At 51.3% G+C, this 14,378-nt stretch carries 11 protein-coding genes and 1 pseudogene; 5 read left to right on the forward strand and 7 right to left on the reverse strand.

Annotated features, from left to right (window positions below; translation table 11 throughout):
- Nucleotides 1–5 precede the first annotated feature (5 nt).
- From BGX14_RS03915 to BGX14_RS03930, 4 genes are all read left to right on the forward strand, one after another.
- The gene (locus BGX14_RS03915; protein WP_095879114.1) at nt 6–1,514 is read left to right on the forward strand and encodes a hypothetical protein; all 1,509 of its coding nucleotides are present in this window, start codon (nt 6–8) and stop codon (nt 1,512–1,514) included.
- Nucleotides 1,515–1,629: 115 nt separating this feature from the next.
- A complete protein-coding gene (locus BGX14_RS03920) occupies nt 1,630–3,162 on the forward strand; it encodes a tol-pal system YbgF family protein (RefSeq protein WP_095879115.1) in 1,533 nt (510 codons plus the stop codon).
- Between the two features lie 44 nt (nt 3,163–3,206).
- Nucleotides 3,207–4,778: a GNAT family N-acetyltransferase gene (locus BGX14_RS03925; protein WP_095879116.1), complete on the forward strand. Its 1,572-nt coding sequence runs from the start codon at nt 3,207–3,209 to the stop codon at nt 4,776–4,778.
- A gap of 48 nt (nt 4,779–4,826) precedes the next feature.
- Entirely contained in the window at nt 4,827–5,678 is an 852-nt protein-coding gene (locus BGX14_RS03930; RefSeq protein ID WP_073302870.1) for a TIGR02147 family protein, read from the forward strand.
- Nucleotides 5,679–5,798: 120 nt separating this feature from the next.
- Here BGX14_RS03930 and BGX14_RS03935 read toward each other — a convergent pair whose 3' ends face one another.
- Nucleotides 5,799–6,863, reverse strand: a complete 1,065-nt coding sequence (locus BGX14_RS03935) for a co-chaperone YbbN (protein ID WP_095879117.1) — start codon at nt 6,861–6,863, stop codon at nt 5,799–5,801.
- Between the two features lie 56 nt (nt 6,864–6,919).
- Complete coding sequence (locus BGX14_RS15485; protein WP_158223224.1) at nt 6,920–7,084, reverse strand: hypothetical protein; 165 nt, start codon at nt 7,082–7,084, stop codon at nt 6,920–6,922.
- A gap of 156 nt (nt 7,085–7,240) precedes the next feature.
- On the opposite strand from BGX14_RS15485, the gene BGX14_RS03945 reads away from it, so the two are divergent.
- A complete protein-coding gene (locus tag BGX14_RS03945) occupies nt 7,241–8,335 on the forward strand; it encodes a hypothetical protein (RefSeq protein WP_143394115.1) in 1,095 nt (364 codons plus the stop codon).
- Between the two features lie 121 nt (nt 8,336–8,456).
- Here the strand turns inward: BGX14_RS03945 and BGX14_RS03950 are convergent.
- The 5 genes and pseudogenes from BGX14_RS03950 to BGX14_RS03970 form a co-directional block, all read right to left on the reverse strand.
- Nucleotides 8,457–8,960 (reverse strand): annotated as a pseudogene (locus BGX14_RS03950) (succinate dehydrogenase/fumarate reductase iron-sulfur subunit); the annotation flags it as partial.
- A gap of 410 nt (nt 8,961–9,370) precedes the next feature.
- Complete coding sequence (locus BGX14_RS03955) at nt 9,371–10,144, reverse strand: DUF6261 family protein (protein WP_095879120.1); 774 nt, start codon at nt 10,142–10,144, stop codon at nt 9,371–9,373.
- A gap of 238 nt (nt 10,145–10,382) precedes the next feature.
- Nucleotides 10,383–12,326, reverse strand: coding sequence for a hypothetical protein (locus tag BGX14_RS03960; RefSeq protein ID WP_095879121.1), 1,944 nt, complete (start codon nt 12,324–12,326; stop codon nt 10,383–10,385).
- Complete coding sequence (locus BGX14_RS03965; RefSeq protein ID WP_095879122.1) at nt 12,326–13,189, reverse strand: hypothetical protein; 864 nt, start codon at nt 13,187–13,189, stop codon at nt 12,326–12,328. Before BGX14_RS03965 ends, BGX14_RS03960 begins: the two co-directional genes overlap by 1 nt.
- On the reverse strand, nt 13,186–14,370 hold the full coding sequence (locus BGX14_RS03970) for a hypothetical protein (protein WP_158223225.1): 1,185 nt from the start codon (nt 14,368–14,370) through the stop codon (nt 13,186–13,188). Before BGX14_RS03970 ends, BGX14_RS03965 begins: the two co-directional genes overlap by 4 nt.
- Nucleotides 14,371–14,378: the final 8 nt, after the last annotated feature.

A 14,378-nucleotide genomic window follows, 5' to 3' on the forward strand; every position in this document is an offset into this window, starting at 1 on the left:
AGACGATGAAGAAGATTTTCATCATTCTTTCCCTAGCGTTTTCCGTTCTTTTCGCCGAAGCTTCCCAGCGAGGCATTCCCGTTTCCATCAAACTCGTTTCTGGCGCCACCCAAAATGCGGAGCTCCTCCAAATTTCCAGCGATACGGTTTTCTTTGGCGGATTCATCGCCGACACCTTCACCGTGGTCAAAATTTTAAAAAACCGAATAGAAAGTCTGCTCGATTCCAATGGAAATCCTTTGCCCGACTCCCTGCTGGAAAACCTTTCGCAGTCCGTTCCGGATTCCGCCACGGGCAATTTGCCAGAAACCGAACCGCAGCCGCAAACGGACTTCACCGGGAAAGCCCTCGTTTTTCCTGCCATCCGCCGCCCGATTGATTCCCTCCTGGCCATTCGCCTGCAAGATTTAGAAATGCAAACCTTGCGCGAACTCGGCGAACATCCCATCCGCGTCACCGCACAGGATTTCCCCCATTGCCACGACTCGCCGTGCATTATCCAAGAAGCCCCAAACGCCCACTCCATCTGGAGTCTTGAAGTGCTGCCTTCAAAACACCAGGACAGTCTGGACCTTCTTTTGCACCGCTTTCATTTTGCCACTCAATCGCAGAAAACAGAAAAGCTGACCATTTCCGCCAAAAAAGCAACTACCGAATTGCTTTCGGACAACCGCTTTATGCATTGGATTCAAAAGGCGAATGGCAACTACCAAGAACCCGAAAGGGAAAAATCCACCAAGAGCTTTATCCAAGTCGTTACGGATCCCGAGGGGGCCAACCTGTCCCGTAAAGGCGAAGAAGTCATCTGTCAAACTCCGTGTTCCTTCGCCACATTGGACACGGGAAAAATCGAATTGGAAGCCTACTGGGAAATGGAACACGCCCTTTGGGCCAACAAGGCGACCATCCGTCCGATTCCCGGCGATACGGCCAAGGTCAATTTGCAGTTGAAGCGCGTCCAGCCCGAAGTCGAAATTCGCACGATTCCCGCCGGTGCGCAGATTTTTGAAGCAGACGATCTGACTCCCCACAGCCGTCCTATCGGGAAAAGCCCAAAAATCCTGACGACGCAGACGCCGGGGCCCGCAAGTCTCCATTTATGGAAAGAGGGCTTTCGCGATTCCATCGTCCAGTTCCGGGTAAACGCCACCAGCAGAACCGTTGTCGAAGTCCGCCTGGATTCCCTGCAATCGCCGCAGGATGTTGAAAACCAACGGGTCTTTCAGCAAATTCAAAAGCGCATTTTCTGGGGAAAAGTCTCCTTGGGCGTTTCCTTGGCTCCAGCTGTCGCCGGGGGAATTTTGCTCTACCTTTCCCACAAGGACAGGGACAAGGCCCGCGACATCAAAGACGAACTTTCCCTGCCGAGTTCCGGGCAGGGCGAGAATTTTCAAAAGCTTGTCCGCGAAAACCACCGCTATGCGGATCGTTCCAAAAAAGAACGCTATCTGGGAACCGGCTTCCTCATCGCGGCGGGCGGACTTTTGGCGACGGGCATCCTTCTCACTTTCTAAAAAAGCGGATGCGGGAAAAAATACTCGGGCATGACGCTCCCAATAAGCACTTTTTTTCGCTCCTTTTCCTTTTTTCCGAAAAACGATTGCGCTCCAAGAAAGTAAATTATAGTCGATGCGTAAAATTTTACTCCCCCTCCTTGCTGCAAGCCTTGCCTTTGGCGCTGACTTCGAACGTTCGAATTGGCATACCCAGACATTTTTCCAGGTTGAACCTTATACACCCATCAGCTTCGAAGGCGAAGGGCAATACCTCACCGAAAAAATCGACGAAGAAGTGTACACCGTTCCGATGTCCGTCGGATTCCTTTTCAACCCGATTTTCACTCCGCTCTTTAAAGCCGACGTTCCTTTTACCATCTGGCTGGGCGCCCAGTTCGGGGAATTCCAGTTCGGCAGCATTTCTTCGGGGGCCGACTACTATTACAACGGCGAACAATCCGGCAGCGGCAACGAGCTTTCCTTCATGTCATTTAATCCGGCGGGACTTGCGGGATTTTCCGTCAATCTGGTCGGCAATCTCGACCTGCGCATTTTAGGGGGAATCGGGCTCCAGTACATCCGTTTTGAAGACAAGCAGACCGCGACGACCAAGACGCATTCCGAAACGGCACTGAGCTACTTTGTGGAAGGCGGGCTGGAATACCGCCTGGTCGAAATTTTCAAGGACGGCGACCTCAAGATTGGGTTGCACGCGAAAAAAGCGTTCAGCACTTTGGAAGACATCAAAGCGACTCCGAATTTCAAAAGCTCTTCCGAAGACCTGTCCATTCCCGGTGCCTATTCCGGCGTGACCTTCTCAAAAATCGAAACGAAGCTCCCCGTGCGCATCGCCTTGGAAATTTCCCTGGAATTTGGCAGGGAAAGCCGGCGGGATCGCAAAATGCGCTTTGCCCTCCGCGACCGGGACGCCCAGCTCCGCAATAATTCCGAAGTCAAGGACACCCTTTCCGACTGGGACTGCATGGCGATTGAACGCGACTACCGATTCTTCCTTGAAGACGGCCAGTTGCCGGACATGAGCGAAAAATACACCAAGGCGCAATTCAACGACGTTCTGGAAAGCTACTTGGCCTTCTGCCACCCGGAAGACCTCGCCACCAAGGAACAGCTTTACAGCACGCTGGATTCCAACAAGGTTCAACTTAAAGAATACCAAGTCTCTCAAGAAGATTCCCGTTTCAAGCAGGTCATGGCATCCAACGATCCCGAAATGATGGAGATGTTCCTGCAATACTATCCCAACTCCGCCTACCGAAAAGAAGTCGAAGCCAAATTGCAAATCATCGGCGACTACCAGATTTTCAAAAAGGCGCAGGAGGCCAACAACTTCAAGGCTTATCTGGACTATCTCGCCAACTTCCCCCAGGGACAATTCCGCAACGAAGCGGAAGAGTGCATCTTCCGGCTGGTTCAAGAAAGCAACAGCGTCAAAGACTACCAGATTTACCTGAAGCGTTTCCCGGACGGTCGATTTGTCCAAGAAGCGAATCGCGCCCTGCAAGAACTTCAGCAGCCCTCCGTAACCGAACCGGAAGAACCGGCTCAAGTTCAAGAAGAGGAGCCGCCTGCACCCAAGGTTTCCAAATCCAAAAAATCCAAATCTTCCAAGTCCAAAAAGAAAAATTCCAAGAAAAGAAAAAAATGATTTGATGAAGCTTTCGCCATGCGAAAGCTTTTCTTTTTAACGATATGTTTCAATCTATTGAAATCCACCACAAATCCATTTTCGAAAAATACCTGAAAGCTGCCGACAAGCAATGCTGCGATTACGCTTTCGCCAACCTTTACGCGTGGGCAAAATTCTACAAAACCGTCTGGTGCGAAGAAAGCGGATTTCTCGTCATCCGATTCCACATCGCCGGTTCCGAAAAATGGGCGTATCTGGAGCCACTTGGAAACGGAAATCGACAAGAAGTCCTTGCATTCATCTTTCAAGACGCCGCTCAAGAAAATCAACCCGTCCGATTCTTCTCGCTCTCCGAAAGCTTTGTCCAAGCAATTCAAGACTTTCCCGAATCCCGCGCCCTCTACTTTTACAAAGACCGCAGCTTTGGCAACTATCTGTATGGCCGCGAAAAGCTCGCCTTTCTCCGCGGGCGAAAACTGCATTCCAAACGAAACCACATCACGCAATTCGACAAGCAGCACCCGAACGCCACCTGGCACATTATCGATGCAGCAAAAGACAGAGAGTCTTTATACGCTCTTTTAAATCGATGGATAGAATCCCAGGAAAAAATCACGACGACAATCCTGCAAGAAAAGGAAATGATTCGGCTTTCCATCGAGCATTACGATGCTCTCCAACTCTTCGGAGTTATTTTAAAAGAAAACGACAATCCCATCGCTTTCTCCTACGGTTCCCAAATCAACGGCAACACTTTTTGTGTACACGCCGAAAAAGCGGATGCCCGTTACGAAGGTGCCTACGCCAAAATCAACCAGCTTACCGCACAAAACCTTCCCGAAGAAATCCAATACATCAATCGTGAAGAAGACATGGGGCTTCCTTCACTGCGCAAGTCCAAACTTTCCTATTACCCCGACAAAATTTCCGAAGAGTTTTTTGCCTTTTCCAAAGATTCCGAAGAAGCCAAAATCTGGCGGCTCTGGCAAACGGCGTTTCCCGAAGATTCCAACGAATTTCTGGCGACTTTCATTTATCCGTACTCCAATCCTTCATCGCGAAAGACTTTGTATGAAGGGAATTCGATCGCCTCGATGCTGCATTTGTTGGAATTTCAAAGTTCGTGGGGAAAAGTAGGCTACATCTACGGACTGGCGACGAACATGGAATTTCAAAAGCGAGGATTCGCCAAAAAGCTGATTCTTTCGGCTCTGGAAAGCGCCCGCAACAACGGCTGTCTGGCAGTCTGGACCATCCAAGACAACAAAGACTTCAAAGCATGGCAAACCGATTTCGGTTTCAGCGAAAATCAGCCAACGCCCTTGACATTTATGACCGAAGACGGTTTTGATTTCGGCAGCGAAGACGCCAACTTCGGCATCTGCCGCATTCTCGACGTTCCTGCCTACCTGCAAAAATTCGCCGAGCAACATCGAGAATTTTCGGGAAGAATTTGCCCCAAAGACGAAATCTTCCCCGAAAACCAAGGCATTTTTGAAATCAAGAACGCAACCGTGACCCGCATCTCGGATATTCCAGCTGAAAACGGCTGCCATTCCAGCGATCTCCTGAAAAAATTTCCTCTTTCCCATGAAAACATCCTTCGTTTTCCCGTTGTTTCTAGACAACACTAAAAGTGCGCAAAAGCGGCTTCCATCTTTTGATTTATCTACATTCTGAACATGGCAGAGAAAAAAACAGAACGCAAAATTTTTGAATACCTGGACTACAGGGAATTTTTGCGCGACTATTACCAGTCGAAAAAAAACAACAATCCCGCTTTTTCTCTGCGCGCATTCTCCGACAAAATCGGGTTCAAGGCCAAAGATTTCATCAGTCGGGTGATGCAGGGTAGCAAAAACCTTTCCGCACAGAGCATTCAGAAAATTTCCTCCGGGCTTCATTTTGGAAAACGGGAATCCGCCTTTTTTGAAGCGCTCGTCTGGTTCAATCAAGCAGAAACCATGGATGAAAAAAATCAATGGTTTCAGAAAATGCAAGCCGAATTAAAAATCGTCCGATTTACAGCCGGCCAGCATCAGCTAGCCTTTTATCAATTTCAGGTCTATTCGCACTGGCGTCACCTAGTCGTCCGTTCTCTTATCGGCATGTTTGGATTCCATGGGAATTTCGCCGAACTGGCCAAGTCCGTCCATCCGGCGATTTCCGTAGAAGAAGCAAAAGAATCCGTTCAACTTTTGGAAAAATGCGACCTGATTGAAAAAAAAGCGGATGGTTCCTACGCGCTCGTCAATAAAGACATCACCACAGGCGACCGCACGTCTCGACTCGCCCTTCGCGGATTTCACCAGCGCTGTCTGGCTCTTGGCGCAGAATCCATCGACAGGGATCCGCCCAACACCCGAAACTGCTCCAGCCTCACTCTCGGCATTTCCCAAAGCGGGTACGAAAAAATTGTCGAACGGATGAGCGCTTTCCGCAAAGAAATCGCCCAAATCGCTGACGAAGACGAAAACGCCGACAAAGTTTACCAGTTGCAACTGCTGCTCTTTCCCATTGGCGGAAAGTGCTGACTCTTTAATCCAAAACCACAAAAATCCCGGACATCCTGTCCGGGATTTTTCGTTTAGCAAAACGGCAATTCAAAGCCGCCCTTCAGCCGTCTTCCTCTTGACGAGAAGCGTCTATCCTCATCATTTGCAAGTAAATCCTTGCAATTCCAGCCCCGCTTTCATCTCTCCGTAAGTGGAAGTGCGTTTCATGTCCATCGCTTTCATAAAACGGCTGTCGTTTCCCGTGTGCATTTGAAAACCCGTCAAAGTCGGCGACACGTCCCCTTTTCCGCTGGCGCGAATTTTCGCCATCATTTCTTCGCGATGCGATTCCAACTCGGGCGGCACAAAAACATCCGTCACAATATCCACGTTTTCAATTTCCTCTTTGCCAAATACAAACGAAATCGTCACGTGATTTTTCAAACCGTTAAACTGTCCATTCACCGAGCACGAAAGATTTCTCTTTTTCGACGATTTTTTCTTCGCCTGTTTCTTTTTGGCTTCTTTTTTTGGCGTGTATTGCAGAGCCGCGAGCATTTCCTCTTCCTTGATGGCACCGATAGCCCGATGGACAATCTGCCCGTTTTTAATAAAGTAAAATGTGGGAAAAGCCTGAATAGGGAACGTGTTCTTGATTTTTTCAATGCCAGGTTCGTCGATTCCCACAGACGCCACCTTGATATCCGGATAATTCTTGGCGATGCTTATCAGCGTGGGAATCATGATGAGGCAAGGCGGGCAACTGGTCGAAGAAAATTCCAAAATCGTCGGCTTGTCGGATTGCAAAATCTCCTGTTCAAAATTGCTGTCATTGACTTTTACAATCCGAATATCTTCGTCGTCATTGGGAGCCGAAAAAGCTCCGGAAACAAGCGCAAGTACGCAGAAAATCGCGGGAAAACATTTCCAATTTTTCATTTTCAATCTCTTTTTTCTTTTAAAGTAGAAAATCTGCCCCCAATGGCCGCACAGATTCCCCATTTCGGATTCAAAGTCGTTTCCTGTTGTAAGCAAAAATCCATTCCACGAGAAATCGTCGAGATTTTCGTGGTCGGCCAGATTGGCGATAGCCCGCGCCAAGACGTGCCCCTCTTCCGCTTTTTGAAATTGCGCATTCAATTTTTCGAGATGATTCCGCGAAATATAATCTTGCAGAACCTGATGGATAAAATAGCGTAGGCACTTGGACTTGGCGTATTCCACGTGGAAACCGTTTTTCCAATACTCCCAACTTTCAACCAGCCCCTTGCCTCTGATTACTAACCACTAACTTGTTTCAGCATCATGCCGAAAGCCGTCCCCGGTGAAAAATGGACATCGGCACCGTGCCAATGGCTTACTCGAAGAATTTCCTTCATCCCAGCAAGCCGCGTTGCGACGAGTCCATCTTTGGGGAATGACTCTCCGAAAAATTGCTTCGTCACATTCGTTCCTCCAAAATGGCGTATTTTCAAATCGGTTAGTGCACCTCGAATGGTTCGACCCCATCAAATTCAGCGGTGAAATATCCCATTTATTTGCAGCACTTCCCTTTTTATTCTACTTTTTTCGCCAAGTTTCAAATACAAAAAGGAGGAACTATGAAAATTTCTTTTGTCAAAATGGGTCTGGCAGCTGCCGCCCTTTCGCTTTCATTCACCGCCTGCTCCGACGACTCTTCGAGCAGCTCTTCTGGAGTTTACGATGTAGAACTCAAAGCATCCATCGAAGTCGATGAAAAGGCATCAACGATTACATTCAACTATACAAGCCAAGACTATTGCGTCAAGAACGGGGATTCCTATTCGATAGACAAAATACAAATTTCTCCGAACATATTCAAATATCGTTTTTTCGGCGACACTCTGATCTTCTTTAAATATGACGAAGAGGACGACGAAATTTCTCTGGAAGGCTATCCGGTTCTCGTCGGAGGCAAAGCCGGTTCGCTTTACGGTACTTGGCAATCGATAAATTGCTCCTATGACGGCTATGATGGAGAAATGGATTGCGACGACGAGGATGACTATCTTATCCAGGACATGACTCTCCGTATTTCGAAAAGCTCTGCGACCATCCAATCCAATTTCCGCTATAGCGACAATATCCCGCAGGCCAAAGGCGATTTTATAAAAACACCGGCCATGCTCCAGCTTTTAGAATGCTTAGACGGTAATTACACCTGCATTCAAGGATATGAGGAAGATTATTTTTTAGATGTTTCGGAAGAAATAGAAGCCGCTGTCCAAGGACTCGAAATCCAGAAAAACTCCTGGAAGAAAAATGCGGCGAATTTCGTGCTGAACGGGAAAACCGTGGATATCGTTGTCAATAAATTTGAAAGATCCTATTACACTCACGATATTGCGCTAACCGTGTCTATAAACGGCACTAGTTGCGAATTTTACGATGTGGATTTTGAAGATGATGCTGTTGTCCCTTATTGCCGTGCAGAAAATGAAGATTATTTTGACTACACCACCGTCACGAATGCCAAAGGAAACACAGTTGAATTGGTTTATGAGTATGAAAAGTATAATGGCAACGATTTCACTCAATGTGTCCATAGTGCAATAGAAAATGCGCCCTCCGACGAATCCGTTTTCTATAAAAAATCGGCAGAGGATTCCCGGCGGCAAAAAATGCGGGATGCGAAACGGAAATTCTGGAACGCGGTTTCAAGGATTTCCGAGTAACTTTTCGTTTTGAATACGAGTGCCCGCCCCAAGGCGGGCATTTTTTGTACGTCAAGCCTTCTTCCCCACCATACAAAACGCCCCGCCATCAGGCGGGGCGAATATCGAATCCTTTTAACGATCAGTCCTTCCCGTACACCTTTTCGGCATACGAGACCGTCGCGCCGAGATATTCGCGGTTCATCTTGGCGATGTAATCCACGGTGATACCCTTCGGGCAGGCCGCCTGGCATTCGTAAAGGTTCGTGCAGTTGCCGAAGCCTTCCTTGTCCATCTGGGCGACCATGGCGAGCACGCGCTTTTTCGCTTCGACCTTGCCCTGCGGCAAGTAGGAAAGATGGCTGACCTTTGCTGCGACAAAGAGCATCGCCGAAGAGTTTTTGCAAGCGGCAACGCAAGCTCCGCAACCGATACAAGCAGCCGCATCGAATGCGCGATCCGCCTTATCCTTGGGAACCGGGAGAGACGCCGCTTCCGGAGCCGCACCGGTATTCACGCTGACATAACCGCCAGCCTGAATAATGCGGTCAAAAGCGGAACGGTTCACGACACAGTCCTTGATGACCGGGAATGCCGAAGCGCGCCACGGTTCGATGACGATCGTATCGCCATCCTTGAACTTCCTTTTCCCTTCCTTGCCCTGCTTCCCACACAACCCAAATCTTCAAAGTCAAATTGAGTCCGCCTCTGACGCGGCATTTTCTTTTGGGCGTTCCCCACTTCGTGGGTCGGACTATATTCTGGGGGCAATCGGCTGCGCTGACGCTTGCCGTTCACCTCCCAGAACCAAGCCTCGCTGCGCGGGTCTTGTCCCTTATATGACCGTTCCGCTATCGCTACACTTTCGCCAACACGACTCGTCAATACGAGTCGCTTTTGGCTCACAGGGTCACTATCCCTAACGCTGCGGGGGTCCCCCCGCTCCCCCTCGCAACACAGGGCACGGCCTACTCGGTCACGCCCTGTAAAACAAAAAACTCCTGCCTGATTTTTTATCAGGCAGGAGCAATGTTATTCAAGTTATGTCGTTTACAGCTATGCGGCATTTTCCTCTTCCTTCGTTTCGGTGGGGAATTCTACCACGGTCGTCTCGGGAGACTCGGTCGTATTCTTCCCTTTTCCCTTGCGAAGTTTCAGGTGCACCTTCTTCTGGTCGATGTGGCTGTTCACGGCGTTGATGAACTGGATGCAGCCTTCGTCCTTGTCGAGGGTGGCCTTGCCGATAGCAAGCGTCGTCACGATTCCGAATCCTTCGAGGCAGCGTTCGCGACACACCTTGTTGGCGTCGGCCACCTTCGAAGCGATTTCCTTGTTGCGGTTCTGCACCGCCGTCAGGTATTCGTTGTGCTTGCTTTCGAGGTTTTCGAGCCAGGGCTTGAATCCGCAGGCGCTCAGCTTATCTTCACCAATCTCCTTGAGGGTATTGATGAGGTTCGTGAAAGTACCCGTGGACTGGTCCTGGTTCAGCCTCGTGGGGTCGGCGTTCTCGGCAAAGATCTTGCGGAGACGTTCTCCCGTGGCAACCACGCCGCTGTCGGCAAGCGACTTGAGGCTCTTCGCAAAGTTCCTGCAAGAGGAGTAGGCTGCATTGCGTTCGGAATCAAGGCGGCTGACGGCCCTTGCGGCAGATTCGTCGACAGACACTTCAATGAGGTTAGCGTATTCGGTTACAGAGGTGCGGTAGGCTTCGATGGACTTGCGAATCTCTTCGCTGGTGATGCTTGCAGTCTGCTCAACGAAGTACTTGTGGAGTCCCAGGAATTCTTCGTTGCGGAGTGTTCTGTAGTTGAGAGCGTGAATCTTCATCATGATTCTATCCCCGTTTTAGAATGTTGTCGGTTTTTGTCTCAGGAACTCTTGCGTTCCCTTGTCTTCAAGGGATACCGCCAAAATTTCAAAAGCGTATCACCCAAAATGCCCGTTTCCGACGAAAAAACAAAAATTAAGGACAAAGTGTAATTGAGTACAAACTAACTAAAAACTTTGTCTGGGTTGCATTATTTTTTGTAAAAGTTGTGTCACGGCGATGTGTAGATTCTACACAGTCCTACACGCCGTTCCCACTGAAGCCGAGAGAATCTTCCAGCCAGGTGTCTGTCCGCTGCACCGAAAGGCGACTTTTCATCGCTTTTCTGCCCGCCGAATACTGCGCCCACCTCACGGCGAGCGCAGAGAGCCTTCCGAGATGCCGCATAAGGGTCCACAGCGGTCCCGGCAGGTTCCGGCGCAGCACATCATCCTCGAAACTTGCGTAATGGCTTGCGCTGCCGGGGTCGCCCTGCCTTGCGGCGCGCCCGAACAACTGCCGGTCGATTCTGGACGACGGGTTACATTCCGTGGCAATCACGTGCAGTCCGCCAAGTTTCTTTACCTTGTCCGGTATCTTGATATCCGTGCCGCGCCCGGCCATGTTTGTAGCGACAGTTATCGCGCCCAGGCGTCCGGCACGCTCGATAATCGCGGCCTCGTCGTCGCTACGCACGGCATTTATCACGCGGCATTCAAGCCCGAGAGCCGTAATCATTTCGGCCAGCGTTTCGCTTTCGTCTATATCCTTCGTCCCAATAAGCACGGGGCGGCCCGTCGCATGGACATTCATCACTTCACGGACTATGGCGACACGCTTGCTTTCCTTTGTAGAGAAAATCCTGAGCATGGAAATCTTGCGAAGACAGCGACGATGGTTCGGGACGCAGAGGACCGGGGACCCGTAAATAGTCCAGAATTCACCGAGGGCCTCCTTACCGGTCCCCGTCATACCCGAGAAATTCTTGTAGAGCCTAAAGAATCGCTGGAAACTCATTCGGGCCTCGGTTTCCTTGAGCCCCGAAAGTTCCAGCCCTTCCTTCAGTTCTATCATCTGGTGAAGCCCGCCGTTCCAGGAACGCATGGGCATCTTGCGGCCCGTGGACTCGTCCACGATTACGACCTTACCCTCTTCCACGACATACTGGCGACCGGCTACAAAAAGGTACCGCGCCGTCAGCGCCTGACGAATCAGGTCCTTCAGGAATGCAGCCTTTGAAAAGCCGCTCGACGCGGGGCCTTCGAGCCATTCATCCATGTCAATCAAGAAATGGATTGTGCGCAACTTGCCATCGACAAGGAAGTCGATTCCTTCCTGCAACTTTCCCGAAAGTTCGTAGGCCTGTCTACAGCTTTCGTTAAAGCCCTCGTTCTTGTTTTCCCTAGAAATAATCAGCGGCGTCACGGCCTCGTCAATCAGCACGTTATCAGCCTCATCGACAATGGCGGTGCATAGCCCCCGCTGCACCACTCCCCTGCCGAACTCCCCGCCCTGCAAGCTAAAACGGTCCAGGAGCCGCTTCGAAAAGTTCTGCATCTTCCCCATGGCGATACGGTCCCGCAAGAAGTCGGCCAGCACTTCCTTCGCCGTAGAGTAGGTAATCGCGGCGGCATAGCCCGCCCTTCGTTCTTCCGGCTTCATCGCACCGGTCACGGCTCCCACAGTAAGGCCACAATAGTCAAACAGCGGCTTCATTATCTGCGCGTCGCGGCTTGCCAGGTAATCATTGGCGGTTATCACATGGCACGGCATACCCGACAAGCCGCGCACCGCTGCACACATGGCGGCGGTAATCGTCTTGCCCTCGCCGGTGGACATCTCGGCGATATAGCCACGATAAAGGCAAAGGGCTCCCGCAATCTGCTCCACATAAGGCCTATACCCCATCGTCCGGAAAGCGGCCTCCTGCATCAACGCGAATGCCTCGCAAAGGGTCGAGTCCTTGACAGGACGCTTGAGCAGGGCGGCAAGCCCTTCTATCCGCCCTTTCAGCTCGGCGTCAGACTGGTCCGAAAGACTGCGACCGAGCCTATCGATCTCCCTTGCGGTCCGCAGAATGCGCCAGATAACGGAACGACGGCTCCTGAAGCGTCCGACAAGCCGGAACACAAACGCATCGATACCCACGGGAATCTTCTCCACGCGTTTCAACGAAGTAAGCCTGTAGTCGCCAGTCAAGTCCATCACATCTTGTAGTATTTTTGCAACGCCTGCCGTACCTTGCGTATCCCCTGGACGGCCAAGGGAGCATAGCCAAGCTGAATACGAATCTTGCCCGTCCTTCCGTGCAGGCGGCAAACATCCATCGAATCGGGCATCTCGGCCCTTACAAGGTAAACGGGTTCCGCCGTCTGTTCCGAATACCCGTCGCTCTTCGTCTCGACTTCCCCACCCCCGAGCCAACCCAGCGCATTCGAGGGCAAGCGGTCTTGCGCACTGGGGATAGCCATGGCAGAGACCACCTTCAGTTCCTTAAATACATCGCCATGCAAGCGCACCGACGCGCGAACGGGCTTGTCCGTAAACAACCTTGCGCCATCTTCCTGGTTTACCACTGCCAAAAAATCGAACGCGGTCGTATCCAGCAAGATGCCCAGCGAATCGCCCTTGCCTACCCAGCGCCCCTGATAGTCCTCGATGCCGGGCGCACTCCAGATTCCGTCCATCCCCGCGACAAGTGCAAGTTCGCTCTCGCTCTTTTCGAGTTCTTCAAGCTCCTGCTTCAATACCGAAAGACGCTTTTCGAGCGGGTGCATATCCTCGGGGGCCTCGTTCAGAGCACGGTAATACATCTGCCGCGCTTCCTGTATTTCGGAACGCTTCGCCTCTACCGCATACTTGAGTTCCAGATTCTGCAAGAGCACTAGCGTGTCGCCCTTGTTGACTGCGCTATAGCTCCCTCGATAGAGCTTGGCCGCAAAGCCGCCCTCGTTCGCTATGGTGTTCTCGTAATGGCGGGCTTCCAGTACACCCGGGGCCGTAAATGTATCGGGAACGGGCAAGTAGAACAGCGCCGCAATCAGCAGGGCGAAAAAGGCTACCGTCAAGACTGCCGCACGGTTACGGACCTGCGAAAGTCCCGGCCCCAGAAAACATACCTGAAAAACTTCCCGACCGGAATAACCACCATGGTAAGGCAAAGGAGCACTCCCATGACAAACGAAAGTATCAGGTAGTGGGCCGATATGGCGACGATGAACCCCGCAAAGAGGAAAAACCTGTAGACAGTGCTGGATATCCCGTAAACCGTGTATATCAGCTTCTCGCTCGCCCTGAAGGCGACCGGTTCCGCGTCGCGCTTACGGAAGGCATATCGTTCCAGAAGGTACTGCAGGTGCCGTACGGAATGCTGTTGCAGGTTCGGCATGTCCAGCAGGTCGGTCAATATGTAGTAGCCGTCAAAGCGCATGAGCGGGTTCACGTTGAACAGCACCGTAGAGACCGAGCAGATGATGAACACGTTGTAGCAGAGCGCGCGGGCCGTGCCGCCGCCCAGGTTCGCCCAGAGTATGAGCGCCACCGAGGCTATAAAGAACTCGAAGAGCATTCCCGCGGCCCCCACAAAGGCGCGGTGCCGCTTCTTGCGGAAAGACCAGCTCGCCGTGGCATCCACATACGGCAGGGGCGCAAGGAGCATGAACATCACGCCCAGCGTATGGACCTCGCCGCCATATTTCTTGACGACGCTCGCATGCCCGAACTCGTGGAACAGCTTCACGAACACGGTGCACACGTACACCCAGCCAATGTTCGACGGAGCCAGGAACCCCGCGCTCTGGTCCTTGAGTGCGTCGAAGTTCTCGACACCGTACTTGACGGCGACAATGACCGTCGCAAGCCACACCAGCATCATCGGCGTACTGAGCAGAATACGGATCAGCCACCGTAAACGGTTCAGGAGCGGGTCGGGGTCGAATACCGGTATTCGCAGGAAAAAGATATTGAGCAAGGTGGACTTGACCTTCTTGCGGGTCTTTTTCTTGTCGCGGTCGAAAAGTTTCGTGCCATCTTCCACGCCGTCATAAAGCAGCATGTTCGCCTGGTACAGTTGCGCAAGCATCTCGATGACTTCGCCCTGGCCCGGGATGTCGCCCTCGCCGCTTTCCAGCATGCTGTTCCAAATCTCGCCCACGGTCCTACTCACGGAAAGTCGAGAAACAAAGGAATAGGCCCCCTGCGGCAGACGAAAATACTGGTTGGTGAACGGCTCGTAGAGCACATACCACAAGACGCCCC

Origin of the sequence: Fibrobacter sp. UWS1 (genome assembly GCF_002300445.1) — a bacterium.
In the GTDB taxonomy this organism is placed as follows: domain Bacteria; phylum Fibrobacterota; class Fibrobacteria; order Fibrobacterales; family Fibrobacteraceae; genus Hallerella; species Hallerella intestinalis.